This is a genomic window from Alkalihalophilus pseudofirmus, from assembly GCF_029094545.1.
Lineage (GTDB): Bacteria > Bacillota > Bacilli > Bacillales > Bacillaceae_D > Alkalihalophilus > Alkalihalophilus pseudofirmus.
Genome location: NZ_CP117835.1, coordinates 39,088 through 65,618, shown reverse-complemented (window position 1 = coordinate 65,618; position 26,531 = coordinate 39,088). Strand labels below are relative to the sequence as shown.

Annotated in this window: 30 protein-coding genes, 1 rRNA gene and 1 other annotated feature; of the genes, 1 reads left to right on the top strand and 30 read right to left on the bottom strand. The window is 40.9% G+C overall.

Annotation, left to right across the window (positions count from 1 at the left end):
• Positions 1-154 precede the first annotated feature (154 nt).
• The 19 genes from fin to PQ478_RS00225 form a co-directional block, all read right to left on the bottom strand.
• On the bottom strand, positions 155-382 hold the full coding sequence (gene fin / locus PQ478_RS00315) for an anti-sigma-F factor Fin (protein ID WP_075684067.1): 228 nt from the start codon (positions 380-382) through the stop codon (positions 155-157).
• A gap of 93 nt (positions 383-475) precedes the next feature.
• Positions 476-1,033 carry an aminoacyl-tRNA hydrolase gene (pth, locus tag PQ478_RS00310; RefSeq protein ID WP_290428914.1) on the bottom strand — a complete coding sequence of 186 codons (558 nt, stop codon included), beginning with the start codon at positions 1,031-1,033 and terminating at the stop codon, positions 476-478.
• A gap of 89 nt (positions 1,034-1,122) precedes the next feature.
• Complete coding sequence (locus tag PQ478_RS00305) at positions 1,123-1,758, bottom strand: 50S ribosomal protein L25/general stress protein Ctc (RefSeq protein ID WP_289236918.1); 636 nt, start codon at positions 1,756-1,758, stop codon at positions 1,123-1,125.
• 138 nt (positions 1,759-1,896) lie between these two features.
• Positions 1,897-2,847: a ribose-phosphate diphosphokinase gene (locus PQ478_RS00300; RefSeq protein ID WP_012957072.1), complete on the bottom strand. Its 951-nt coding sequence runs from the start codon at positions 2,845-2,847 to the stop codon at positions 1,897-1,899.
• Positions 2,848-2,917: 70 nt separating this feature from the next.
• Positions 2,918-4,276 (bottom strand): bifunctional UDP-N-acetylglucosamine diphosphorylase/glucosamine-1-phosphate N-acetyltransferase GlmU, encoded by a 1,359-nt coding sequence (glmU, locus tag PQ478_RS00295; protein ID WP_075684070.1) that lies wholly within the window; start codon positions 4,274-4,276, stop codon positions 2,918-2,920.
• A 242-nt stretch (positions 4,277-4,518) separates the two neighbouring features.
• On the bottom strand, positions 4,519-4,812 hold the full coding sequence (gene spoVG / locus PQ478_RS00290; protein ID WP_012957070.1) for a septation regulator SpoVG: 294 nt from the start codon (positions 4,810-4,812) through the stop codon (positions 4,519-4,521).
• Between the two features lie 176 nt (positions 4,813-4,988).
• Positions 4,989-5,363 (bottom strand): RidA family protein, encoded by a 375-nt coding sequence (locus PQ478_RS00285; RefSeq protein WP_012957069.1) that lies wholly within the window; start codon positions 5,361-5,363, stop codon positions 4,989-4,991.
• A complete protein-coding gene (gene purR / locus PQ478_RS00280) occupies positions 5,360-6,211 on the bottom strand; it encodes a pur operon repressor (RefSeq protein ID WP_022627960.1) in 852 nt (283 codons plus the stop codon). Before purR ends, PQ478_RS00285 begins: the two co-directional genes overlap by 4 nt.
• Positions 6,212-6,278: 67 nt before the next feature.
• A complete protein-coding gene (gene ispE, locus PQ478_RS00275; RefSeq protein ID WP_075684072.1) occupies positions 6,279-7,133 on the bottom strand; it encodes a 4-(cytidine 5'-diphospho)-2-C-methyl-D-erythritol kinase in 855 nt (284 codons plus the stop codon).
• 148 nt (positions 7,134-7,281) lie between these two features.
• On the bottom strand, positions 7,282-7,467 hold the full coding sequence (locus PQ478_RS00270) for a small, acid-soluble spore protein, alpha/beta type (RefSeq protein WP_012957065.1): 186 nt from the start codon (positions 7,465-7,467) through the stop codon (positions 7,282-7,284).
• Between the two features lie 173 nt (positions 7,468-7,640).
• On the bottom strand, positions 7,641-7,904 hold the full coding sequence (gene veg, locus PQ478_RS00265; protein ID WP_012957064.1) for a biofilm formation stimulator Veg: 264 nt from the start codon (positions 7,902-7,904) through the stop codon (positions 7,641-7,643).
• 206 nt (positions 7,905-8,110) lie between these two features.
• Positions 8,111-8,986 carry a sporulation peptidase YabG gene (yabG, locus tag PQ478_RS00260; RefSeq protein ID WP_075684073.1) on the bottom strand — a complete coding sequence of 292 codons (876 nt, stop codon included), beginning with the start codon at positions 8,984-8,986 and terminating at the stop codon, positions 8,111-8,113.
• A gap of 49 nt (positions 8,987-9,035) precedes the next feature.
• Positions 9,036-9,944 carry a 16S rRNA (adenine(1518)-N(6)/adenine(1519)-N(6))-dimethyltransferase RsmA gene (gene rsmA, locus PQ478_RS00255; protein ID WP_289235525.1) on the bottom strand — a complete coding sequence of 303 codons (909 nt, stop codon included), beginning with the start codon at positions 9,942-9,944 and terminating at the stop codon, positions 9,036-9,038.
• Positions 9,937-10,497: a ribonuclease M5 gene (gene rnmV, locus PQ478_RS00250; protein ID WP_289235524.1), complete on the bottom strand. Its 561-nt coding sequence runs from the start codon at positions 10,495-10,497 to the stop codon at positions 9,937-9,939. The genes rsmA and rnmV overlap by 8 nt, the downstream gene beginning before the upstream one ends.
• A gap of 116 nt (positions 10,498-10,613) precedes the next feature.
• The gene (locus PQ478_RS00245; protein WP_289235523.1) at positions 10,614-11,873 is read right to left on the bottom strand and encodes a G5 and 3D domain-containing protein; all 1,260 of its coding nucleotides are present in this window, start codon (positions 11,871-11,873) and stop codon (positions 10,614-10,616) included.
• A 228-nt stretch (positions 11,874-12,101) separates the two neighbouring features.
• On the bottom strand, positions 12,102-12,872 hold the full coding sequence (locus tag PQ478_RS00240) for a TatD family hydrolase (RefSeq protein WP_289235522.1): 771 nt from the start codon (positions 12,870-12,872) through the stop codon (positions 12,102-12,104).
• Between the two features lie 85 nt (positions 12,873-12,957).
• Positions 12,958-14,958: a methionine--tRNA ligase gene (gene metG / locus PQ478_RS00235; RefSeq protein WP_289235521.1), complete on the bottom strand. Its 2,001-nt coding sequence runs from the start codon at positions 14,956-14,958 to the stop codon at positions 12,958-12,960.
• A gap of 67 nt (positions 14,959-15,025) precedes the next feature.
• Positions 15,026-15,267 (bottom strand) — a binding site (T-box leader).
• Positions 15,268-15,337: 70 nt separating this feature from the next.
• Positions 15,338-17,170, bottom strand: a complete 1,833-nt coding sequence (locus PQ478_RS00230; protein WP_289235520.1) for an ATP-binding protein — start codon at positions 17,168-17,170, stop codon at positions 15,338-15,340.
• 12 nt (positions 17,171-17,182) lie between these two features.
• Complete coding sequence (locus PQ478_RS00225; RefSeq protein ID WP_289235519.1) at positions 17,183-18,145, bottom strand: DNA double-strand break repair nuclease NurA; 963 nt, start codon at positions 18,143-18,145, stop codon at positions 17,183-17,185.
• Between the two features lie 202 nt (positions 18,146-18,347).
• Between PQ478_RS00225 and abrB the strand changes: the two genes are divergently transcribed.
• A complete protein-coding gene (gene abrB, locus PQ478_RS00220; RefSeq protein ID WP_012957055.1) occupies positions 18,348-18,638 on the top strand; it encodes a transition state genes transcriptional regulator AbrB in 291 nt (96 codons plus the stop codon).
• 48 nt (positions 18,639-18,686) lie between these two features.
• On the opposite strand, the gene rsmI is transcribed toward abrB, so the two are convergent.
• From rsmI to rrf, 11 genes are all read right to left on the bottom strand, one after another.
• Positions 18,687-19,550, bottom strand: a complete 864-nt coding sequence (rsmI, locus tag PQ478_RS00215) for a 16S rRNA (cytidine(1402)-2'-O)-methyltransferase (protein WP_289235518.1) — start codon at positions 19,548-19,550, stop codon at positions 18,687-18,689.
• Positions 19,534-19,803, bottom strand: a complete 270-nt coding sequence (locus PQ478_RS00210; RefSeq protein ID WP_012957053.1) for a GIY-YIG nuclease family protein — start codon at positions 19,801-19,803, stop codon at positions 19,534-19,536. The genes rsmI and PQ478_RS00210 overlap by 17 nt, the downstream gene beginning before the upstream one ends.
• On the bottom strand, positions 19,800-20,540 hold the full coding sequence (locus PQ478_RS00205; protein ID WP_075684081.1) for a tRNA1(Val) (adenine(37)-N6)-methyltransferase: 741 nt from the start codon (positions 20,538-20,540) through the stop codon (positions 19,800-19,802). Before PQ478_RS00205 ends, PQ478_RS00210 begins: the two co-directional genes overlap by 4 nt.
• A 110-nt stretch (positions 20,541-20,650) precedes the next feature.
• A complete protein-coding gene (gene yabA, locus PQ478_RS00200) occupies positions 20,651-21,001 on the bottom strand; it encodes a DNA replication initiation control protein YabA (protein ID WP_012957051.1) in 351 nt (116 codons plus the stop codon).
• Positions 21,002-21,016: 15 nt separating this feature from the next.
• Complete coding sequence (locus PQ478_RS00195) at positions 21,017-21,847, bottom strand: PSP1 domain-containing protein (RefSeq protein WP_012957050.1); 831 nt, start codon at positions 21,845-21,847, stop codon at positions 21,017-21,019.
• A gap of 4 nt (positions 21,848-21,851) precedes the next feature.
• A complete protein-coding gene (holB, locus tag PQ478_RS00190) occupies positions 21,852-22,841 on the bottom strand; it encodes a DNA polymerase III subunit delta' (protein ID WP_289235517.1) in 990 nt (329 codons plus the stop codon).
• A 15-nt stretch (positions 22,842-22,856) separates the two neighbouring features.
• The gene (gene darA / locus PQ478_RS00185) at positions 22,857-23,186 is read right to left on the bottom strand and encodes a cyclic di-AMP receptor DarA (protein ID WP_075684083.1); all 330 of its coding nucleotides are present in this window, start codon (positions 23,184-23,186) and stop codon (positions 22,857-22,859) included.
• 34 nt (positions 23,187-23,220) lie between these two features.
• A complete protein-coding gene (tmk, locus tag PQ478_RS00180; RefSeq protein ID WP_289235516.1) occupies positions 23,221-23,862 on the bottom strand; it encodes a dTMP kinase in 642 nt (213 codons plus the stop codon).
• On the bottom strand, positions 23,859-25,310 hold the full coding sequence (locus tag PQ478_RS00175) for an aminotransferase class I/II-fold pyridoxal phosphate-dependent enzyme (RefSeq protein ID WP_289235515.1): 1,452 nt from the start codon (positions 25,308-25,310) through the stop codon (positions 23,859-23,861). Before PQ478_RS00175 ends, tmk begins: the two co-directional genes overlap by 4 nt.
• 138 nt (positions 25,311-25,448) lie before the next feature.
• The gene (locus tag PQ478_RS00170) at positions 25,449-25,655 is read right to left on the bottom strand and encodes a sigma factor G inhibitor Gin (RefSeq protein WP_289235514.1); all 207 of its coding nucleotides are present in this window, start codon (positions 25,653-25,655) and stop codon (positions 25,449-25,451) included.
• 682 nt (positions 25,656-26,337) lie between these two features.
• A 5S ribosomal RNA gene (gene rrf / locus PQ478_RS00165) occupies positions 26,338-26,453 on the bottom strand.
• Positions 26,454-26,531 lie beyond the last annotated feature (78 nt).

The following is a 26,531-nucleotide window of genomic DNA, read 5'->3' as shown; positions in this document are numbered from 1 at the left end:
TCGCATAATCGTTTTATTTATAACTATGTTCGACTTATAATAGCACTTACCTGCCACTTATTAAAATTTCAAAACAGAAAAACGCTTTGGCATATTGCCAAAGCACTTCCTGAAGCTTATAACAGCCCATATTAATTGCTATTATTGATTGCTATTATTGAATAAATGTATCTAATTCATAAAAATCAGGATTTCTCGTTAAAGCTTCTTCGCAATCATCACACACTACGTTCACATAGAGATCTCCATTTGTTTGATATGATAACATATCTTGTCTTTCATTAGACGTTAAATGGTCAAAACCAAGTGACGTAGCATCTGTGTGGCTTTCTAGCTGACCAATATTCGTTTTGCAATGTCTGCAATAATAATGAATAGCCATAAAATGCCCCTCCTCACTTCACATACTCTTATACCTTCAGTATGATCATGTCATAAGGAGCCTATGCACCAACGTTCATGCATAATGGGACAATTAATTAAATTGGTTCATTACCTCTAGAAAAGTTTTCTCAGTCCAAGCTTCTACGGCTTTAGCTGCTTGTACGATCGATTCATTCACTGCTTCTCGTTCATCAGGATGATACGTTCCTAATACATAATTAACAATAGGTTCGCCGTTTTTAGGTCGATCGATCCCAACTCGAATTCGTTTAAATTTATCCGTTCCTAGATGTTGGATAAGCGATTTAATACCGTTATGACCACCAGCGCTGCCTTTTTGACGCAGACGGATCTTTCCAGCCGGCAAATCCAAATCATCGTAAATGACGACTAAATCCTCAATATCGATATTAAAATAATCAAGGAGAGGCCTTACCGACTCTCCAGATAAGTTCATGTAAGTAAGGGGTTTTAAGAAGAATACTTTTTCCCCATTGATTACCTTTGTGCCATACACTCCCTTGAACTTAGCTTGATTAAGTTCTACCCCAAGCTCTTTTGCACAATAATCAATAATATCAAAACCAATATTATGACGAGTCCCTGCATACTTTGCGCCAGGGTTACCAAGCCCCACGACTACTTTCACCTTGTCACAACCTTTCAGTTGCAACGCCCTAAAAAGGTATAACCTCGCGGCTATACCTTTTTAAACGTAAACAACATCTTATTCGCTTATTATTCTTCTTTATCTGAATCAGAATCGTCTTGATTAATTACTTCTGGCTCTTCATCTGAATCAGCTTCTTCATCCGTCTCTTCTACTACTGTAGGAGGCTGGACTGTCACAACTGTTTCTTCGTCTTCATTTGTAATATCAACAGAGACTTTATCACGTAAGTCTGTAATCTGAATTGAATCACCAATATTCAACCCAGATACATCAACTTCGATTTCCTCTGGAATATCATTAGGAAGACATTTCACTGAAATATCATAAAGCAAATGAGACAGCACGCCGCCTTCTTTTGTTCCCGGCGCTTCACCTTTTAAGCGTACAGGTACATCAGCATCAATCTCTGATTTCATATCGACTTCAAAGAAATCAACGTGTACATACTCATTTTTAAGCGGATCGATTTGTACATCATGGATCATGACTTGATGTTTGCTTCCATCAACACTTAAAGAAAACAATCCATTCTTTCCTACCTCACGAACCGTCTTTAAAAATTCTACACTTTCTACATATACCGGCTTACTCTCAATCTTATTACCATATAATATAGCTGGAACATGTCCATCTTTTCGAATCTGTCTTGTTGCAGAACCTGTTAAGTCTGTACGTGGATTAGCTTGTAATGTTGTTGCCATCATTATCACCTCTAATTAGATTCCATTGCGTCTATATACTTTGTTCCCTAATTACATCGATTTAAAACGGCTTTTTATGAAATTATCTCATTTAAACAGCATTACACTTGCAAAAATCTCCGCTGTACAATGTTTCTATTAATCAAATAGCTTACTTACTGATGCGTGCTCATGAACACGGATAATTGCCTCACCCATTAATGCAGCAACTGAAAGCGGAGTAACCTTTTCAATCTTCTTATCTTCATCTAACGGAATCGTATTTGTAACTACTAATTCCTTAATCTTAGAGTTATCAATACGCTCCATAGCAGGGCCTGATAATACAGGGTGCGTACAACATGCATACACTTCTTTTGCACCGTGTTCTACTAAGGCATTAGCAGCTAATGTAATTGTGCCTGCTGTATCAATAATATCGTCAATAATAATCGCTGTTTTGCCTTCAATGTTACCGACAATATTCATCACTTCGGCTACATTCGGCTTAGGACGGCGTTTATCAATAATAGCAATTGGTGCTTTTAAGCGATCAGCCATTTTACGTGCACGAACAACTCCGCCATGATCTGGAGAAACGACAACAATATCATCAAGCTGCTTTTCTTGGAAATAGTCGGCTAAAATAGGTACACCCATTAACTGATCAACTGGAATATCGAAGAAGCCTTGAATTTGAGTAGCATGTAAATCAAGAGTTAATACTCGCGTAGCACCAGCTGTTTCAATAAGGTTCGCTACAAGCTTTGCAGTGATCGGCTCACGCGCACGTGCTTTACGGTCTTGACGTGCATAACCGTAGTACGGCATCACAACATTAATTGTTTTAGCTGATGCACGTTTCATTGCATCAATCATAATTAACAGCTCCATAATATGTTCATTTGCTGGAGCTGATGTAGATTGAATCAAATACACATCACAGCCGCGAATACTTTCTTCGATATTAATTTGAACTTCTCCATCACTAAAACGAGTTACAGAACTTTTCCCAAGAGGAACTCCGATATGCTCTGAGATTTCATGAGCTAAGTCCTTATTTGAGTTTAATGTAAAAACCTTTAAGCTTGGATCACCATATTTAGCCATTATAAATACCCTCCAGATAATAATGTATCAATACACTCACTTGTTTTGTGCATGGCACTTTTAACACGTATTATTTCTTTTGATAGCCTTCTTTATTTGTTTGACGAGCACGGGCGATCGATAACGCTTCGCCAGGTACATCATCTGTAATTGTCGAACCCGCTGCAACGAGGGCATTTTTACCGACTGTAACCGGTGCAATCAAATTGGCGTTACAACCTACAAAAGCACCGTCTTCAATCTTTGTTAAAAATTTATTTTTACCGTCATAATTTACCGTTACGGCACCACAGCTGAAATTCACATCTTCACCGATCTCAGCATCTCCAATATAACTTAAATGAGAGGCTTTGCTGCGATTGCCAAGTGTAGATTTCTTCACTTCAACAAAGTTTCCGATACGTACCTCGTTGCCGATTTCTGATTTTGGTCTGATATGAGCAAACGGTCCAATTGCCACATCGGTCCCTGCCTCACTGTCATGGACGACCGACTGACGGATCGTTGTACGATCGCCAATTTTACTGTCTTTAATCTCAGAATGAGGGCCGATCACGCACTCAGATCCAATTGTCACATCACCTTTGATAACGGTTCCCGGATAAATCACTGTATCTTGACCGATCGTAGCATCTGTAGAAATATACGTGTGATCTGGATCAATCAGGGTTACCCCTTGGCGCATCCAATGTTCATTCGTACGTTGTTTCATGATTTGCTCTGCTTGTGCTAAAGCAACTCGATCATTCACTCCAAGCGTTTCCTCAAACTTAGGTGTTTGATAAGCCGCAATGACTTCGCCTTGCTGCTGCAAGATCTCAATTACATCCGGCAGATAATATTCGCCTTGCGCGTTATCATTTCCGACATTTTTTAACGAAGCAAATAAAGCCTCATTGTCAAAGCAGTACGTTCCTGTATTAATTTCTTGAATATTCTTCTCTTCTTCTGTCGCATCTTTATGCTCAACAATTCGTTCAACAAGCCCTTCATTATTGCGAACGATACGTCCGTAACCCGTTGGATCATCTGCTAGAGCTGTTAGAATAGATGCTTTAGCCCCTTCTTGTTCATGATGAGCTAAAAGCTTCTCAATCGTTTCAGACGTTAAAAGTGGTGTATCTCCACATAAAACAACCGTAACCCCTTTTTTATCTGCAAGAATATCTTCTGCTTGCATAACTGCATGACCGGTTCCAAGTTGTTCTGTTTGGACAGCATACTTCACTTGATCACCAAGCTGCTCTTGTACTACTTCTGCTCCGTGACCTACGATTGTGACTGTTTCATCAAAGCCAAGCGCTAAGACTTGATCAACGACATGTTGAACCATTGGCTTTCCATTTACAGGATGAAGCACTTTATAAAGTTTTGATTTCATTCTCGTTCCTTGACCTGCTGCTAAAATAACCGCAAACCGATTACTCATGGTTTCCCCCCAAGTGTTCCTTTTTCCATTACGAATATATCCTAAAACCGCTGTCTTTTCAAGGACTGTTCACCAGTTGTATCAAACTGGATATGTCAGCTTCTTGAACTTTTCACTTTAACAGCGTGGCAGAGGGAACGAGACCACGACAAAGTAAAAAATTATGGTAGGCTGATCACCTTGTTATAAAAAAGCTAAACCAAAAATAAAAAGCCTATCAAAAATGATAGGCTCAGAAGGTTCTACGAAGCACCAGCTTCCTCATATTCAACTTCTTCTAATTCTCCAGCTCGTTCGTACTCGCTTAGAACAGCCGTTTGAATTTTATCACGTGTACGAGAAGAGATAGGGTGAGCAATATCTCTAAACTCTCCATCAGGTGTGCGTTTACTTGGCATTGCTACAAATAAACCATTGTTTCCATCAATTACACGGATATCATGAACCACAAATTCATGATCAATCGTAATGGATGCAATCGCGCGCATCCGGCCTTCTGTATTCACTCGACGTAATCTCACATCTGTTACCTGCATGTTGTCACCACCTATAAAAGTAGATTATTCATGCTATAACAATTCTCTGTAAAATGACTATTTCCTTCTTTTATAGAAAGAAAATTTATAATCTTTTTATTTTAGCCGTTATACCTATTTATTTCACTGCACAAAAAAGACCATGCACAGAGCATAGTCTTCAAAATGTCTGATTCTTATTTAACTAAAGCAATCACTTCAATTTCAACAAGAACGTCTTTTGGAAGACGCGCAACCTCTACGCAAGATCGAGCAGGTTTGTGATTGTTGAAATATTCGCCGTATACCTCGTTAATGCGAGGGAAATCATTCATATCTTTAATAAATACAGTTGCTTTTACTACAGACTCAAGTGAAGCACCTGCTTCTTCTAGAACCGCTTTAAGATTTTTGAATACTTGATGCGTTTGTTCTTCCACTGTGCCGTTAATCAAGTCTCCATCTGCAGTCAACGGAATCTGACCTGAGCTGTAAAACATATTGTTTACAATAATTCCTTGTGAGTATGGGCCAATAGCATCTGGCGCGTTGTTTGTGTGAACTACTTTCATGATAATTCCTCCTCTGCAATCGGTACAAGTTTTTCAAGTACATTGCCCGCTTCCACTTCAATGGTCTTTTCTTTGACATTCACATCGGATAAACGGGTAATCGACATATATTCATCGACAAGGCGTTCTTCTACTTCTTCTGATTCAACTAAAACCCCAATACCAACCAGTTCAGCTTGAAACTCCTCTAATAAATCCATCATACCACGAATCGTTCCGCCAGCTTTCATAAAATCATCGACAATGAAGACTCTTGAACCTGGAGCCAAGCTTCTTCTAGCAAGTGTCATCGTCTGAATACGCTTTGAAGACCCTGAAACATAATTGATACTTACCATGGATCCTTCCGTCACACGGTGATCCCGCCTTACGATACTGACAGGCACATCTAAATATTCGGCTACCGCATATGCAAGCGGAATCCCTTTTGTTGCGACAGTCATAACCGCATCAATTTTTTTATGAGCGAGGACTGAGGCAAATAGTCTCCCGACATCACGAATGAAACGAGGACTGCCTAATAAATCCATCAAATATAAATAACCGCCAGGCAAAATACGGTCTGCCACGGCTAATTGCTCGATGACTTCATCGACAATCTGACTCGCTTCTTCTTTGCCTACCTTTGGCATGAACTTCACACCGCCGCTTGCACCTGGAATGGTCAAAAGCGTGCCATAGCCTTCTTGCTCAAATATTTCTTTAACAATGACTAAATCCTCACTTATCGATGATTTAGCCGATTGATATCTTTCTGCAAAATACGTAAGTGATATTACTTCATGCGGATGTTGCAGCATGTAGTAAGTCATATCGACCAGCCGTCCGCTTCGCTTTAATTTTTTCATAATACCCCCACTAAAACCGAATGATTACTTATAAGATATCACTTTTGTACGGTTTTTAGCAAGTAGACTAGGAACGAATTAATCGAACTGCATGCACATCACTACAGAAACCACGCAAGCCGTTATACACTCTATGCAGCCTAGACTCTTTTTCAACTAAGCCAAATACCGTCGGACCGCTTCCGCTCATCAATACGCCGTCCGCACCAAAACGCTGCATCTGTTCTTTTATATGGCGGACTTCCGGATGCATTTCGAGAGTGACCGTCTCAAGAACATTATGTAGATGATCACAAATTCCATTAAAATCTTGATTCTTAATCGCTTTAATCATCTCTTCTGTTTTAGCATGTTCTACTTCTTCTACCTTTAATCTTTTGTAAACATCTGCTGTAGATACCCCGATTGGCGGCTTGGCAAGAATGACCCAGCAAGATGGCGGTGATTCGATATGTGTAATAATCTCTCCACGGCCGGTTGCTAATGCCGTTCCTCCATATACACAAAAAGAAACGTCCGAACCAATTTCTGCACCGATACGAGCCAGTTCATCCAGACTTAATCCAAGTGCCCAAAGGTCATTTAACCCTTTTAATGTTGCAGCAGCGTCACTGCTGCCCCCAGCAAGTCCCGCAGCAACCGGAATTCGCTTTGTAATATAAATGGATACACCTTGCTTCACTTGATATCGTTCTTGAAGCAGTGAAGCCGCTTGATAAGCTAAATTACGATGATCGCTAGGTACAAAGCCTTCTGACACATCCACCTTGATTTTTCCGTCTTCAGTCAAGGTCAAATCAATACGGTCAGCAAGGTCTACTGTGGTCATAATCATTTCTACTTCATGATAGCCATCTTCTCTTTTTCTAATTGCATCTAATGATAAATTAATCTTCGCAGGAGCTTTAACTGAACATTTCACCTTTGTCACCTTCTATACTATCCATTTGCTTACGTTATTTTATCACTTGTTCCACCAACATACCACAGCAACGACATTTTTATACTAGAAACGGGCCCTAGTCTAGGTGTATAAAAAGCCGAGGCAGATGCCCCGGCCTTCATTTCCTTTATTTTGACCCCTCTTGCTCCGCTAACTGCCTCTCAGCTATCTCTACTGCTCGTTTGACCATGTTTCCAGCATCTCTTGAGCGGATACCGCCCCAGCCTTCTTTTTGAACCGTATCATAAAAGCCAAGCTCACGCGCCAGCTCTTCTTTGAATTGCTCAGACATCACACCACGTCTTCTGCTCACGATAATCAGCTCCTTATAAGAAATCGCTAACGAAACAATATCAAACCCTATAATCCAAGCCGTCAACATTTGTGACGACAGTTATAGCTTGTGCTTCATACAAAAAAAGATGACTCCCTAATGCTGGCATTAGGGAGTCACTGTATGTCATCTATGATGATTCTATGTTGGACTTACTTAAGGGCTTGGGCACTTTCACCCTCATCACATAACATAAGTTCCACAGTTTCAGTTAAGATATCTGCGTAACTATACGATACACGTTCAAATGCATTCTGTTGTTCATCTAATTTCACGATGAAAACTGAAGGGTATGTTTCTTCTAAAAGCCCAGAACGCTCCATCGTTTTACGACGGCCGCCATTGGCTTTAATTGTAATCCGTTTACCAACATTGGCATCAAGTGCACGCTTAATGTCTATCAACGTTTTTCCCATTATTACACCCCACCTCACTCTTATATGTAGTATAGCACGCTTATCTAATTTTGTCAAATAAATTTTAAATTATATCAATTGGACATATCTATTGTCAATGCTTTCAACAAAATCCGTGCAACTATTTTTTTATCCTTCTTTATTTTGTCTAAGTTTGTCTTATTTTATGTACATATTCTATATTTTCCTTATAAAAAACAAGAGTATCAGCCCTCTTCTGGCTGATACTCTTGTTTGGTCGGCATTCCTCGTCTCATGACCCCTCGGGTTTCAATGCCCCCGAGCCCCTTTTCTCCAGTGATTGTATTACGCAGGACATCCCACAAACCAATTCGGTCCATAAAAGAGGTTAAGCTTACTCTAGCGGCTATATACACAGGGTCTAGAGCGTGGATATTCACCCGTTCAGGAGAACTTGCAAAATTAGCCCCTGCCCTGATCAATGTTTCAAAATGAGATTGGCATGCTCCTGCAAAAATAACTAATTCATCGCGATGAGCAACATGCTTCCTAGCAATCCTCACGCATTCGGCAAACTGCTTTGTATGCCGGTAAGAACGCAGATCATTCTCGTCGCCTTTTCCTTTCAAAAAAGCATCATGCCCTGTCACGACTAAAATATCTGGCTGTACCATTTCAAGAAGAGAGCCTATCTGCGCTGGCATTTCCTTTTCAGGCACATGCACCCCGTAAACTGGTACGCCAAGCCTCTCATAAAGCTCGGTACATTTACGTAAATAGAGCGGATCACCGTCTAGATGCAGCACTCTTCCCCGCATCTCAAAAAAGGTTGCTTCCGCTTCATAACCAGATGTTGACTCATATTCATTACGTTCTTTCATCAGCTTAGCATCCTGCCTGAAAAGCCGGTAGGAGTTTAATTCTTTTTCTAAAGCCTTCTCTCTACGCTTCGTACGTTCCTCTTCTGAAATAAGCACTAGGTCATTTAAGGGGGCATCTGCCCACAGGCGCATTTCTTCACCTACAAGTTCTACTATATCCCCGCTGATTTTTTGTACTCTAAATAGTAAGTCGCAATTGTAGGAAAGCCGAGCCACAATATCTCCAACTTTTAATTTCACGGCACTTCCCCCTCTCAACTCAGACTATGTCAAAAAGGGGAAAACGGTGCTAAGGTTGGAGGATTTTGTACAAGCTGTCACTAAGTTTTGCAAACTCTTCAATAGAGAGTGTTTCGCCACGTCTTTTAGGATCAATGTCTGCTTCAGCTAACGCTTGCTCAATTTCAGCTTTTTGGCTTTTAGAAGCCAGGTTGTGAACTAAGTTATTTAAGATCGTTTTACGGCGATTTGCAAAGCTCGCATGGAACACTTTAAAGAAGTATTGCTCATCTATAACTTCGACCGCCGGCTTCTCTCTAATCGTTAAACGAAGAACAGCTGAGTCCACTCTTGGCTGTGGTACAAAGACAGAGGCAGGTACAGTTAAGACCTTTTCAGCTTCTGCATAGTACTGGGCAGCGATTGATAAAGAACCATAATCTTTCGTACCTGGCTTTGCTGCGATTCTTTCGGCCACTTCTGCTTGGATCATGACAACGATCCCTCGAATAGGAAGCTTTAATTCTAACAGCTTCATCAAAATCGGCGTCGTTACATAATAAGGCAGGTTTGCAACCACCATTAAGTCTTGACCATCTTTAAAGTGGGCCTTGATCGCTTCGTTAATATCCGCTTTTAACACATCAGAGTGAATGATTTGAACATTATCATATGGCGAGAGAGTATCTTTTAGAACAGGCAGTAAGCGCTGGTCAATCTCAAACGCTACGACTTGATCTACTCTTTTAGCCAGCTGTTCGGTCAGCGCTCCGATCCCAGGTCCAATTTCAATCGCACCTGAGGTTCCATCGAGATTCGCAGCATCAACAATATTACGTAAGACGTTCGTATCAATCAAAAAGTTTTGACCTAAACTCTTTTTAAAGTTAAACCCGTATTTCTTAAGTATTTCTTTTGTTCGATTTGGTGTTGCTATATCTTTATGTGCTGTCTCTTTATTTGTCAGATCGTTATTCATTTGTTTCCTCCTCATACACCTTTATTAATGCCTCTTTAAATTCCTGCTCCGTTATATGAAAGGCATGAAGCCTTTTAAGTAATTGTTTTCCATTAGCATACCCTATTTTTAAATGCAGCCCTAGAAGCTCTCTGCGCTGTTTGCTAAGAGGACCTCCTATTAAACCTGCTGCATGTAAATCGTCCCAGGTGATGGTCTCAAGCGGCTCCTCGTAGGTTTCATGCACATTTTTTAATGCTTCTTTTATCGCCTCAATCGAAGCATTCTCCACACCTAAATCATCACCATTTTTCGATATAGCCTCGGCTTTTGGAAGGAATGCATGCTTTACGCCAGGTACAGCTTGGCTTACAATTTTCCTGATCCGCTCGCCAGGGTAATCTGGGTCGGTTAAGACAATGACACCTCTGCGCTCTTTCGCCAGTGCAATCCTCTCTAGACATGATTTATTAACAGCAGACCCATTTGTTTCAATTGTATCTGCATCCACTGCACGTTTGACAGCCACTGTATCGTCTCGCCCTTCTACGACGATAACTTCTTTAATTTTCATCCAAGAACTCCTTTACGCACTCATTCTCTATGATCTTTATATTGTAGACCGTTTTACCATAAAAAAAAAGCACAGAACGATAACGCTCTGTGCATCCACGGAACTATAGACGAATGTTAATCTAAAATCGTGATCTTAACTGACTTACGTCCCCAACGTCTTGCATCTTCTTTCGTCGGAACATGGACGTCAATCTTATTACCCTTAATTGCGCCGCCTGTATCACCTGCTACAGCAGTCCCGTATCCTTCAACATGAACACGAGATCCAAGAGGGATTACACTTGGGTCAACAGCAATCACTTTCATATTACGATTATTATTCAAATTAATTCCAGTTGCTGTCACACCGCTGCACCCGCTGCATGAAGCTGTATAAGCAGTTGCTGTCACAGTCATCGTGCGTCCGCTGCTAGCTTCAGATGATCCGCCAGACGATTGGCCGCCTGATGAGTTATTCGTATTTGTACTAGGGCTAGGGCTTGAACCACGGGAAACACTAGGCGCAGCCGGACGTGTACCTACTGCAACTACACGATCTTGGCTTTCCTTTACGGTTTCCGTTTTAACTAGCTCACGAGAAATTTCTTCCCCGTCTTCTAGCACCACTTCATAATGCTTATTAACCTGGCCTTCTTCACCAGCATTCACTACTTTTTCTTTTCCATTTTCAAGGTCTTCATCTCGTTTGGTAACCGTCCCAAATGCAACGGTTTCTTCCACAACATCGGTGACTTTTTCTACACGAATCACTCGGATGTCTGTTGCTTCGTCTATGCGTTCTTCTAACGCAGGTTCGACTCGGTCAAGCTCTCCTAATGTAACATTCTCTCTTTCTAAAAAGTCAGCGACAGTCGTCGAAGTTGTCCAAAATTCTTGTTGTTCACCGTCACTAGTAAGCTCAACTTGAAAGGCAGATTCATAGTTTACAGCTAAATCCTCTGAAATTTCTGTAGTAACTGCTGGTTCAATATTATCATGATCTGTATAGGCAATATCTAGTTCGTGTAAAAGCTCCTCAATCGTATCAGCAGTCGTCCACACGTCTTGCTCTTGACCATCAATTGTTATAGCTACTTGCTTTGCAGGCTGCCACGTTACAAGCATATTCCCATCAATCTCTGTATCAAGCGATGGTTCGATATGATCATATTCGTTAACATCCCATTCCTGCTCCATCATCAATTCAGCAACAGTTGATGCATGTGTTTGAACGGTTACTTCTTCTTCATCAACCATAACCGTTACTGTTGCCTTCGTCGTCTCGTATACAGCGTAAATTACCACGCCAACGAAGAGAATGAGACTTATGACGGAGATGACTAGTTTCATCAGAGAACCATTCCCTGGAAGAAACCTGCGTATATTCGCTTCCATGTCATCCATTCCTCCTTCTCAACGTCCGAATTATAAACACTGTACCTCCTTTTTGTCAACTGACTAAATTTGGGCATCTTGCCGCATCGACTTTATTATCCATGAAAAATGCGGCTAAGAAAACCCTAACTTCTCGACACGTCCACTCTATGCGAGTCCTTTGTCGTGTAGAACAAAAACGAATGAAAAAGTTTATAGACAAGCCCCGTCACATAGCGACAAAACCTGCTATCGATTTATGCCAAAAAGTCTTTTTGCATTCTCACGAGTTGTATTCGCCACCTCGTCCACATTTACCTCTTTTAGCCCGGCAATTTCTTCGGCAACAAGCTTCACATACGCCGGCTCATTACGTTTACCTCTGTATGGATGCGGGGCAAGATACGGACAGTCTGTTTCGATTAGTAAACGGTCCATCGGAATATGCTTAGCTACCTCTTTGGGCCTTTTTGCATTTTTAAAAGTAACGGGTCCCCCAAGTGAAATATAGAAATTCATCTTTAGGCATCGTTCGGCAATCTCGACACTTCCTCCAAAGCAATGCATGATGCCGCCGACTTCTTCTGCCTTTTCTTCTTCAAGAATATCGACAATATCCTGATCTGCTTCACGATTATGAATGACAATCGGCAGCTTAACCTTCTTAGCCAGCTGAATTTGTTTTCTAAATACCTCTTTTTGAACTTCTTTTGGAGATTTGTCCCAATGATAATCTAGTCCCATCTCACCTAGTGCGACGACTTTCGGATGTGCAGCAAGCTCTTCTAGCCAAACTAAGTGTTCATCTTTCATATCAATTGCATCAACAGGGTGCCAGCCAACAGCAGCATATAACATATCGTATTTTTCTATTAACTCGAGCGCGCGATTAATTGTTTTTTCGTCAAATCCGACAACGACCATTTCACTTACCCCGGCTTCTTTAGCCCGGTTGATTACCTCTTCTACATCATCTTCAAACTGATCAGCATTTAAGTGTACATGTGTATCAAATAACATCTTTACACTGCCTCCTAGTAAATTATATTAGTAAAATAAATAGCAAAAGGAGAAGCATGTCTCTTCTCCTTTTGACTTCATTTGATTACTTCACTTGTGCCCCATTCGGCAGACTGCCATCAATCGTAGCTAATTGTAGTTTCTTCCCTTTTGAACCGGCTAAAATCATACCTTGTGACAGTTCTCCGCGAAGTTTAACAGGCTTCAAGTTGGTTACACAGATCACTTTTTTCCCTACTAATTCGTCTGGAGAATAATATTTCGCTATACCTGATACCACTTGACGCTTCTCATATCCGAGATCAAGCTGAATTTTAAGCAGTCGGTCTGCTCCTTTTACTGGTTCTGCTTCTAAAACTTCTGCCACACGAAGCTCAACCTTTGTAAAGTCGTCGATTGTAATTTCATCGACTTCAGGTACCTCTTCTTTTTTCTCTTGTTTCTTATCTTCTTTTGGTTCCTCACTAGCTTTTGCGCCGCCCATTTTTTCTACAATATAGGCTACTTCTTCAGCTACCTCTAAGCGCGGGAAGATAGGCTTTCCTTTTTGAACGGTAACGCCAGCTGGAATTTGTGCAAACTCACTTAGAGATTCCCATGTTGTCACTTCTTCTCCTAAACCAAGCTGCTCCCAAACCTTCTTCGGCGTCTCCGTTAAGAATGGCTGAATGAGGACAGATATATAGCGAAGCGATTCTGCTAAATGATACATGACAGATCCTAATTCCTCTTTTTTAGAATCGTCCTTAGCAAGCATCCAAGGCTGTGTTTCATCAATATATTTATTTGTACGGCTTACTAGCTGCCAAATCGCTGTAAGCGCAACGGAGAATTCCATTTCTTCCATCGCATTTTCTACTTTTGTAACTGTTGCGTTGACTAGATCTAAGAGATCCGCATCAAATGGTGTCGCATCTTTCACATATGTTGGAATCGAACTATTAAAATATTTATTAATCATCGCTACAGTACGATTTAGCAAGTTACCAAGGTCATTCGCTAAGTCGTAATTCACTCGCTCAACAAACCCTTCTGGCGTGAATACTCCATCAGAACCAAAAGGTACTTCACGTAATAAGTAGTAACGCAGAGCATCTAAGCCGTAGCGGTCAATTAATGTTTCTGGATCAACGACATTTCCTTTTGATTTTGACATCTTGCCGTCCTTCATTAGAAGCCAGCCATGAGCAAATACTTTCTTTGGCAGCGGCAGGTCGAGGGCCATTAACATGATCGGCCAATAAATCGTGTGGAAGCGAACAATTTCTTTCCCTACTAAATGAACATTTGCCGGCCAATATTTTTGATAGAACTCATCATTATCTTGTCCATAACCAAGAGCAGTAATGTAGTTAGAAAGAGCGTCAATCCATACGTATACTACATGCTCAGGGTTGCTTGGCACTTGTACGCCCCATTTAAATGATGTACGTGAAACCGCTAAGTCTTCAAGTCCGGGCTTGATAAAGTTATTAATCATTTCATTACGACGTGATTCCGGCTGAATAAACGTCGGGTTTTCTTCGTAAAACTTCAATAGGCGATCAGCATACTTGCTCATCTTGAAGAAATAAGACTGTTCACGGACCTTCTCTACCGGATGTCCGCTGTCAGGGCTTTTTCCGCCAATGATTTTACCATCTTCATCACGAACAGGGTCTACAAGCTGAAGCTCTGTGTAGAACGTTTCATCAGGAATAGAATACCAGCCTTCATATTCATCTAGGTATATATCCCCTTGTTCAAGCAAGCGTTCAAAGATCGTTTGAACGACTTTTTTATGACGGTCTTCTGTTGTACGAATAAAATCATCATAGGAAATATCGAGTTTTTTCCATAATGACTGAATATCAGCGACAATCTCATCAACAAACTGCTGCGGTGTCAGACCCTTTTCAGCTGCTTTTTGTTCAATTTTTTGACCATGCTCATCTGTTCCTGTTAAATAACGGACATCATATCCACGTAATCGCTTATAACGAGCCATCGCATCCCCTGCAACGGTCGTATAGGCATGTCCGATATGTAATTTTGCACTTGGGTAGTAAATTGGTGTTGTTAAATAGAATGTTTTGTTCTCGCTCATAAAAAGAATCCTCCCACTTGGTATTAAACAATAGGTTTTTAAACAATACAAAAAGCCCTCATCCTAAAATCGGGACGAGAGCATATCTCACGTGGTACCACCCAACATTCCCTTTCTCTTCACAGCAGAAAGGCTCATGAAGTCTATGACTTCCCTGTTAACGCCAGCTACGTCATCCCCTCACATACCTTCATTGCTCAAGGATGATTCCTCAAGGACCATTTTCGATGCAGCCTACTACCGGTTCTCAGCTCCTCCGGCTCTCTGTCAAATAGGTCATACATGTACTTATCCCGTCATTGGATCATAAATATACATTGTATTTATTTCAATTATCCCAAGAATCTATCCAAAATATACCGAACTAAAGAGACTGCTGTCAAGAGCGATCATAAAGCGTAGCAAAAGGGGTCTTTTGTTTTGTTAATTTTCCTTGCTGACACAGGCGTTCAAGCTCTTGCTTCCACGATTGAACGTCCCAGCTTTTTTGTGCTTCTTTATTTAATGTGTCGAGTTCCTTCATTATACTCATCTCAGCGATCGGAAGATGTGGCTTTAGAGCGGTAAGAATCGCTTCATCTCCAGCTTCGGTCATTTGTCTTAATTCATCAAATGGGTTTAGTGTATGCGGGCTGGCAGAATGGGCTAACCTTATCCGCACAGCCATTGTCCTTCCAATGATGGCGGAGGATACGAATACATCACCACTTCGCAAATACGGCAGGCGTTTTCCTTCATCATGAGTTAAGTCTGTTTCTTCTTTTATCGTCTGTATATCTGTCCCTCTGACCGTTCTGAATACGAATTTCGAGTTCAACTGCGCTGTAATCGTTTCATCAAGCAGCGTTGGTCTTTGAGTAGCAAAAATTAGAAACACTCCATACTTCCTGCCCTCTTGAGCAATTTCTTTTAAGACTGATTTTGCTGGGGCATCGTAGCCTTTTGGAGCGAAGTTATGTGCCTCATCAGTTACAACGACAAATGGGGGGAAAAACTCCCCTTGCTGCTGCTGAAGCTTCGCATCTTTATAAGTGCGCCGCTTTCCGTAAAGCGAGCCAATCACATAGCTTGAGAAAACTTGCAGAAGCCATACAGCACCTTGGACTACAACAAGCCGTCCTGCATGAATGCCTTGTTCAATCGCTCGAATATTTTGCTGGAATAAACCTGCTTGATTTAAGCGACTCACCCGCCACTGAATCCCTTTAACTGATGCTAGCGGCAGACTGCCAAATTGATCTAACAGCTTTTTGAATGTCGCGTATTTCGAAATTTCCTCGCGTGACATTCCCCCATCATGAAGGAAGCCCTCTACTTTTTGTTTGCCAAGCTCAAGCGCTTCTGCCAAATTGGCGACACGATCACTGAAAGACTGATAGCTGTCTTTACGCTTGTGAATCGTTTGAATGACATTGACCATAGATTCACTAAGAGATCCCGCTGCTTGAAGAAGCCTCTCTACATCTCTCGTTGATAAAGCTGAAAAGTCAACCCCGACATCACGGCCAATCTGCACCACCGTATAGCGTTCATGATAAGACGGGGCATCATCTATTCCGCTCGCTGCAGCAGCAAAATTCATTTCGAAATGGGGGTCAAATACGATCGTTGGAATTTGAAGTTTCATCAATTCCTCAAGCATTACACGCAGGCCAAATGACTTACCCGAGCCAGAACCGCCAAATACCCCAATATGAGGGTATTGCTGCATTGCACGAATATCAAAGATAAACGGAACACCGTTTTGAGGACGAAGATTATCTTCTTCTTGAATATGTAACAGCCCGTTTAAGGAATCTGGCAGACTGGGTGCAATAAAATCCGTTGATTTCACTTCCCCAAGCACCATCCCATCTTTCGGATTAGATTGTACAAGCAGCGATTCTATTTCATGAAACTCTGGATGCCTGATTCTGGCCCCAGTCTGAATAGGCTGCGGCGCCTCTTCAAAAAGACGCACCTTTGCTAGATGAATATCATCAGCTCCAATATCATATCCAATATGCTCTAACGTTTTCAGTACTTGATCATCGACAATTCCCTTATCAAATCCCATTGGAATATAACGGTTATAGGAGAAGGTTTCGACTACTTCTCCTTTAGGGTTTTTTAATGACTGATCTTCTATCACAACCATTTCATTCATCCGGAACTTATGCTCTTTGGATGCAACATATACTTCATGCTGAGTCGTAACCCCTACAATTTGCATTTTTCTTCCTCCTTAATAAGGTCTGTCTTGACGTTTTTGTATAAACAAACGTTGTTTAATTTCCGGGTCAATGTATTGCTCAACTAACGCTTCTACTAGGCGGTCTGTCACTCGAACATCCCGATCGACATGATCCAGCCAAAAAGGGATGCCTCTCCCGTCCTTTGGGGTAAGGGTGTAGAGGAGATCAGAGACAAGATCGCGTTTCTCAGACTGCTCAATTAAGAGGTCAAATCCTGTAATACTAGGTGCTGAGCTAGGGCGCATCCATGATGATGACAAGCCTGCCTTTTGTTGAATGTCTTCTAAATGAATCATCTCGCCTCGATTAAGTTTACCAAACAACAAATCACGGTCATACGTATGAGGTTTTCTAGCATGATCTTTGAAAGCTGGCAGCTTAATCAAATTTTCTGTCGTAATTTCCTCTGATACCCCAACAAGGAGCACGTCTTTCTCTAAAGCAAGAAGCCGTAAACTTTCCCATTCTTCCGGAGCATCAATCCTATAATGATATAGGGCCCCGTCCATCATAAGGAATCCTACATCCTTTTCTTCTATTAATCTCTTAGCCACCTCAAGTTCAATTTTAGCTAATAAATGAGACCGCCATTTAATTGGCTGCTTCTCCTGTTCAATCTCTTCTTTTGTATCAAGCAAAGGAGTGTAGACATCTGACTCTCTGCATTCATATCCTGAGATGGTTTTCGCTAATGCTTGGAATAAATAAAGAAGATGCGGTGGTTGTCCTTTTGTTTGATTTACAGACCCATCCACTCCTGCTATCTCACGACCATTTAACCAATTCGACAAAGTTCTTGTCGAAATCGACTCCATTTGTCGAAAGTAAGTGCCAGAGTCACGCAACTTTTGTCGAATAATCTCTTTTTCATTTGTCGAATCAGCGTAGATTGCTTTCAATTCATTTCCTATACCTTCCAACTTTTTTGCAAGATCTGGGGACAAGTTTAACATACTTTATTTACCTCCTTTTTAAACAGTTGATATATCAAGGTTTATAGACATGGAATAAATTACATGCGTTTTTATATAAAAATATTTATAAATTAATTGACTTGTTTTGGAAACACTGGTATTCTAAAAACAGAGAGAAAAATGTCGAATAATGACACAAAAACTTATAAATATTTTTAAGTCTGAGAGGAGACGATTCATAATGAAATCTACAGGTATCGTACGTAAAGTTGATGAATTAGGTCGTGTAGTTATTCCAATTGAACTACGCCGCACACTTGATATTGCAGAGAAGGATGCTCTTGAGATCTACGTTGATAACGATCGCATCATTCTAAAGAAATATAAGCCAAACATGACTTGCCAAATTACTGGTGAAGTTTCTGATGATAACCTATCTATCGCAGGTGGTAAAATCATCCTTAGCCCACAAGGTGCTCAAGATATCATCAAAGAATTACAAGATTACGTTTCTCGTTCAACACAATCTTAATAAGCCTTTTATGATAAAAGACTCTGTTATCCAGAGTCTTTTTTTGTATTACGTATGATATGCCTGATATACTTCTCGCTTTGGCAGATTTCGATCAACTGCTACTTGTTTTATCGCAGTTTTTGAAGGCATCCCTAGAGCGATATAATGTTCTACATGCTGATTTAGATCTAGCTCGTCCCACCACTTGTCCTCTTTAATTTCTTCTGTTAAACCTTCTACAATCAGGCAAAATTCTCCTTTAACCGTACCAGTTTTACACCACTCAACGGCTTCTTCTAACGTGCCGCGCTGATACTCTTCAAACTTCTTTGTTAACTCCCGGCAAATGGTTATTTTTCTGTTTCCCAAGGTTTGATGCATGGCTTCTAAAGTCTCTTTTAAGCGATGAGGAGCCTCATAAAACATAAGTGTTGCTTTGATTGGTTTCAACTCCTCAAGGGTTTCGGTCCTGTTTTTCTTCTGACGAGGCAAAAAACCCGCAAAGAAGAAGGATTCTGTATTAAGGCCTGAGGCGATCAGGCTTGTGAGGGCTGCATTCGGGCCCGGAAGTGATATGACAGAAATGTCTTCTCCAATGGCTAGCTTGACAAGGTCATGTCCTGGATCTGAAATGGCTGGCATACCCGCATCACTTACCAGTGCAATTGTTTTTCCTTCTTTTACTTTTTCAATCAACATATTTCCTGCTTTTTCTTTATTATGCTCATCATATCTTACCAAAGGGGTTGTAATCTCAAAATGATTACAAAGCTTCTTAGATTGTCTCGTATCTTCAGCAGCAATATAGTCTGCTTCTTTTAATGTACGGATGGCACGGTAAGTCATATCTTCTAGGTTGCCAATTGGTGTTGGCACTAAATAAATGACACCCACTTGCGCATCACTTCTAAAACTAGCTTGTTGCTTCATTATTTTCACCACTCTCTAAAACATAACGTTCCTTCTGCTTTCTACTCAGTTTCTTAATAGCATACTCTGCTTGAAGTGCTTCTTTTTTCGTTTCGAATTCTTGTACATACTTAAGCGTGAACGGCCCTCGTCCTTTTGTATACTTCGCACCTTTGCCTGAGCTATGCATATCTAGTCTTCTACCTACATCTGTCGTATAACCTGTATACCAGCTGTGGTCGCTGCATTCAAGAATATAGACATAATGGCTCATGATCCAATATACACCTCTTCAAATTCCTTTGTATATTCCCCGTCAAGTCCATAAACGGTTATTGGGGGCAAGCACTTAAGACCGGAGCTTCCATCTTTAATACCCTCTATTAACACAATGTTGGCATCCTTGCCCTTTTTCGGGTGAACGAGCTGCATTCGTTTTGGTTCAATTCTGTAATTCTTCATTAAGTAAATGATATCCCCTAGGCGCTCCGGACGATGGACAAGCGTCACTTTCCCCTTTTGTTTAACATATTGGCTGCATACGCGAATCACATCTTCTAATGAGCAGTGAATTTCATGCCTTGCAATGGCTAAATGAAGATTTTTATTCTTCTCTTCTTCAGATACGGTTTCAAAATAAGGAGGATTACATGTCACCACATCAAAGCTGCCTTTTTTTATCGATGGCGGCAGGTGATTAAGATCTGCTAACTCAAAATGCAGCTGCTTGTTCAATTTATTTAGTTTCGAATTTCTCTGAGCCATGTCCCATAGTCTTTCCTGAATTTCAACACCTGTAATCGTTGCTTTTGTGCGGGTGCTTAATACAAGAGGAATGACTCCATTGCCAGAACACAAATCAAGAACGTTTCCTTTTTGGATGGGAAGATAAGTGAATCGGGCGAGTAAGATGGCATCTATTGAAAATGAGAATACCGATGGACTTTGAATGACTTTTAGATCTGTCCCGGCAATATAATCAATCCGCTCATCCTGGTATAGATTATCCAAGCTGTCCAACTACCTTTCTATTGTCTTAAACATTGTCTTAAACGCTTTCTATGTAAACAAAAGGCCTTCCTTTTAAAATGGAAGGCCTTTTTAAGAGGCATACATCAACTTTATTTTTGATGCAAAAATGATAAGCAAAAGAGGCAATCATCACCATCAGAACGCAAGCTTCCATAATGAGTATTACACACATGAAACCCTTCTTGATAAAGGCGCGCTAAATTATCATAGCCTTCACCCACCACCGGCTTCTTCTGTGCTTTATCTTCAAGAGGCTTATCATTTGTTCGTTCCTCTTCTGAGTCGAGCCGCTTCCTTAAGTTATCATTTTCTATTTGCATATAATGATTTTCTTCAATTAAGTGGGCGAGCTGCTCTTTTAAGCCACGTAGCTCATGATGAAGCTCTCCGATCCGTTCTTCAATTTGACTCACCTTTTGAAAGATTGCCTTTTTCTCCACGTAGCTCCCACCTCTTTATTCTCTGGCTTCAGCTGCTGCGACTTTGTGTTCTGTCAGCTCATCGAGTGTAAACTCAAGAACTCCTTCGTCACTTTCAAGTATATCTACTTGAACGAGCCGCTCAAGCATATTCAGCCCTACTACTTTACCTTTTCCATGTGGAGTTTTAATATGTTTTCCTACATCAGGCAATTCTTTTTTAGCTGACTCATACATATCATTTTCATACTTTAAGCAACACATTAAACGCCCGCATAAGCCAGATATCTTAGCTGGATTTAATGATAAGTTCTGATCCTTTGCCATCTTTATTGACACCGGTTCAAAATCACCTAAAAATGATGAACAACATAAAACTCTCCCACATGGGCCAATCCCGCCGAGCATTTTCGCTTCATCTCGGACTCCAATTTGACGCAATTCAATACGTGTTCTAAAAACAGCGGCAAGGTCTTTAACTAACTCTCTAAAGTCAATACGACCATCTGCTGTAAAATAAAACAATACTTTATTGCGGTCAAATGTATATTCAACATCAACTAGCTTCATATCAAGCTGATGTTCATTAATTTTATCTGTACAAACATCAAATGCCTTTTGAGCCTGTTCACGGTTTTCTTGAACAGTCAGCCGGTCCTTTTCTGTAGCAATGCGGATCACTTGTTTTAAAGGTAATACGACATCTTGTTCCTCTACAGATTTGACACCAATGACCACACGGCCATACTCGACACCTCTTGATGTTTCGACGATGACAGCTTCTCCTTTTTCAAGCTCTAAATCACCTGGGGAGAAGTAATAGATTTTGCCCGCTTTTTTAAAACGGACGCCTACGACTTGATGCAACCGTCTATCCCTCCTGTATGCTAAAGAACAACTTCTCCATCACCAGCTGCGGATTTACATTGGCGCTTAAATGGCGCTTTGCTTCGAGTACAAAAGACATGCTTTGACTCGTATTCTCCTGCGAGCTAGAGAGGGCCTGCTGCTCTAGCAACGTCTGCTGGTCAGCAAATACTAATTGGTCCGTTTTGCCGACCTGTGTATATAAAAGGTCTCGCAACCATAAGAGAATCATATCAAGACCGAGTTCAAGTTCACGTCGTTCTTTAAATGTAGGAATCCATTTATCCTGAATTGTTAAGAACACTTGATGCGGTCTTTCATAAAGCTCTTCGTTTAATTGTATCACTACGCTTCGTGCTTGTGCAATCCAATCTGACTCCATTAGCGCAATTGCCTCTTCATAGCTTTGAGTCAGACCTGCTATTAACGTACTTAGCGTACGTGATATTCCTTCTTTTTCCAAACGTTCAATAAATTTTTCTCTTGGGAGAGGCGAAAAACTTAATTGCTGACTCCGTGATTGAATTGTAGGCAGCACACTGCTCGCTCGCTCTGTCATCAGCACAGCTAAAGTCGGGGCAGTTGGTTCTTCTAGAAATTTAAGCAGACTGTTTGCAGCACTCGCCGTCATTTTATCTGCTTGGTCAACAATATAGACTTTCTTGCCTGATTCTACCCCGCGGTAAGTAAATTCTTTTTGCAAGTGTTCAACCTGTTGCTTTTTAATAGAAAGCCCCTCTGGTTCAATAATGTGTACATCCGGGTGATTGCGATGCTCAATACGTTTACAATCAACGCAAGCTAAGCAAGGTTCAGCCCCTTCACTCTTCTTACATAAAAAGCTTTTTGCCAGCTGAAATGCAATTTGCTTCTTCCCTGTCCCCTTGCTTCCTTCAAATAAATAAGCGTGAGCCAGGCGGTCTTTTTCTAAACTTCTCTGTAATAATTGGACAACTTTCGGCTGACTGTCTTTTAATTCGTTCCATGTTTCCATTTTCATGCATCATCCTTAAAACTGTTCAAATTGCTCTACTGGTAAAACAAATACAGTCGCGCCGCCTACTTGTACTTCTACCGGATAAGGAACATAAGAATCTGCATTGCCGCCCATTGGTGAAATTGGAGCAACAAGCTGATCACGGCTTTGACAGTTTTTCTTGATAATTTCTTTTACCTGCTCAATATGCACATCTTCCGTTCCAATTAAGAAAGTAGTATTACCAGCCTTCAAAAAGCCTCCTGTACTAGCAAGCTTTGTCGCTCTAAAGTTCGCCTTAACTAACGCCTCTGATAGTCTGTTGCTGTCTTTATCTTGAACTACCGCAATGATTAATTTCATCATAACCACTCCTTCAAAATGAATAATGGTAAAACTACTTAGAAGATTTCTTTAGAAAGTCGTTAATAACCGCCATCGCATCCAAAAATACAGCATCTACATCTTGATTGGCATTTATCACAGCCATTCGTTCAGGATACTGTGCGATCACTTTCTCATAGCCTTCTTTTACCTTCTCGTGGAAATTAAATACTTCTTGATCCAGCCGATTGACCTCGCGAGTCCCGCTTCTCTTAATTCGTGCGAGTCCGACTTCCGGTTCAATATTAAAAAACAACGTTAGATCAGGGTAGTTTCCTTCAATGGCAAATTCATTAATCGCCAGCACATCGTTAAAACCAATCCCGCGTGCATGACCTTGATAGGCGAGGCTGCTGTCAATAAAGCGGTCACATATAACTACGTTTCCTTCTTCGAGTGCCGGGAGCACTTTTTCTATGAGGTGCTGCCTTCTAGCCGCAGCATATAAAAGAGCTTCCGTTCTCGCATCCATTTCTGTATGCCTAACATCGAGAATGACTTCTCTAATCCGTTCTGCTATGCGTATACCGCCAGGCTCTCGTGTCCTCACTACACTAATATCTCTTGCCCGCAGATCTCGCTCTATTTTATCAACGATCGTTGTCTTACCGGCTCCTTCTCCACCTTCAACAGTGATAAACAAACCTGTCTTCATCTTATTTCCTCCAAATCTACTACCTTCAATCCGTCTGTTAATGGGTTGTTCCCTTGAAACACAGCTCCACTTTCATGTAATCTCACTATATCTTTCATAACACTTTCCTTGAGCACTTCTCCTTTAAACACAAGGGGAATGCCTGGAGGATATGGTACAATCTCTTCAGCTGCTATATGACCGACAGCCTTATCTATTGAACAAACTTTATAAGAATACTTTTTAACCTGATGGGATGGAATGCTTAATTGAGTGATCTTATCCGTGCTGCTTACTATGTTTACTTCTTCATTTATTACGTTATATTCAGAGAGCAGTCCCCTAAGTTTTAAGGCAAGATAAGATGTATCCGTATAATCTCCTAATCCGAAAACAAACAAAACATGTTTATCATCAGCTAACTCAACATCAATTCCTTCTTTAAACAATAAGTCTTGCAGCTCGAATCCAGATAGCTTTGTACATGACTTTATTGTAACCTTTAATGGGTCTTGTGAATAGGAGGAGTGGCTTCTCTTTATGACCTCTAGTTGAGGGATAGTAGCTATTTCGTCTATAAAAGATTGAACTCCTGCTATCATTTCATTTATATTTTCCTCATTTAATTGTTCAATATATGCCCGAGCCCCGTCTAATGCTGCCATAATTAAATAAGACGGACTGCTAGATTGCAGCATCGCGAGTGAGTGCTTCACCAGTTCTACTTTTTCTTTTGCTAAAGAGGGGTGAAAGTGCAGATAAGACCCCATCGTCAAAGCAGGCAGCATTTTATGAGCAGACTGCACAACGATATCGGCCCCTAACTGTAAAGCGGAAGGAGGGAATGGATCCCCTAGTGCAAAATGTGCTCCATGCGCTTCATCTACACAAACGATAAGCCCTGCTTCATGAGCCTTATCAATCAATGCTTTTATTTCAAAGGATGCTCCGTAATAGTTAGGGTACGTCAAAAATAACACACTTGCTTCCGGAAAATGATCAATCGCCTCTTCAATTGTTGTAAGCGAAGGTCCTAGCGGATGTCCTGTCTCCTTTTCTAGTTCAGGTTTTAAGAAAATAGGCTCTACTTGAAATAATTCTATTGCATGAAACAATGATTTGTGACTATTGCGCTGTATTAATATTTGATCGCCTGCTTCTGTTAAACCATGGACCATTGCTAAGTTTCCTGCTGTCGAACCTCCTACGAGAAAGACACTTTCTTTCGCCTGATAAAACGATGCACAAAGCTCCTGTGCCTCTAATATCACTCCAGTTGGGTGGTGAAGATCATCAAGTCCCTCAAGTTCTGTTACATCATACTTATGTATATCTTTAAAATCTTCCATTAAAGATGAATGAAAAAGCTTCCCATTTTTATGTCCAGGCACATGAAAAGAGATCGGCTCCCTTTTAAAATGCTGCTGAATGGCACTAATTAATGGTATGTTTGAGTCTTCTCTATTCAATGCCCTACACTCCTTTCTTTCTATTATAAATCAAACTAATGGTTCATGCTTTTATCTGTCTCCTAAAAAAAACTGATTCTAACATAGATGCATCTAGGGTTAGATGTGAATGTGTTAGAATCAGTTTAAAACCGCTATTTAATTTTCGTTCACAGAAGGGGTAATGCCTCTTAACGCAGTTATAAAATGTCCATAAGGCTCTTCATTACTTTCCACATCAACAATTCCTTCTTCACATTTTAAGCAAATGAATGAATCAAATATACGTAACCCTTCCGTCCTAACATCCTGACAACAAACACATTTCTCCACAAGCCGTACATGAATGACTCTGGTTTGTTTCATCCTTATCACCTCTAGTCTCATTGTCGGCACTGTTATCTTTCTTTATACACATGAATGAGCTCACATATCGTCGAAAGACCTTTCCTTTAGTGTATTCATTCGGAAGCAGGTTGGTGCCTATCCATTGAAGAGATATTTTATTTAATAGGCTCTCGTGAAGGTCGGAAGATTACGCGGGTTCGTGAGTGAATTGCGTTGGTATAGTGTATAATTGCGCCGGGGTTTTGTGTAATTGCTCGGATTCAGAGGATCATGGCGTCAAAGATTGTTTATTGTGCTGGTTTACGAGCTATTGGCGTCATTGTCATGAGGTATTTTATTGCGTTTGCTGTTTATTGCGCCAGTTGATTGAGAGAGATCTGCTAACACTATATCTTTTGCACAAAAAAAAACCATTCCTTTAAGGAATGGTTTATGTGCCTGGCAACGTCCTGGCTTACCCTTTCTCTTCTACGGGGAAGATTATTCATGCTGTTTCTCTTCGAAGTTTTTCATGAATCGTTACGAAGAGAAAGGGTTCGTCTCACAGGGGGAACATGAAGATTGTTCAAGATGAATGTCATGAAGGATACAAGAAGCATTCGAAAGTGGCGCTGCTCCTTTGGACCAGGTAAGCTCTATTGCGCCCCTTATCCCTTTATGCATACTAAAAAACACAATCCTAATGGATTGTGTTTTATCTGCCTGGCAACGTCCTACTCTCACAGGGGGAAGCCCCCAACTACCATCGGCGCAAAAGAGCTTAACGACCGTGTTCGGCATGGGAACGGGTGTGACCTCTTTGCTATCGCCACCAGACTATGATTTACTTCAGATGATCTTCATATTTCTTCGTCAGCTTCCTCATTCATGTCCTCACGTATGCTTGATACGCTC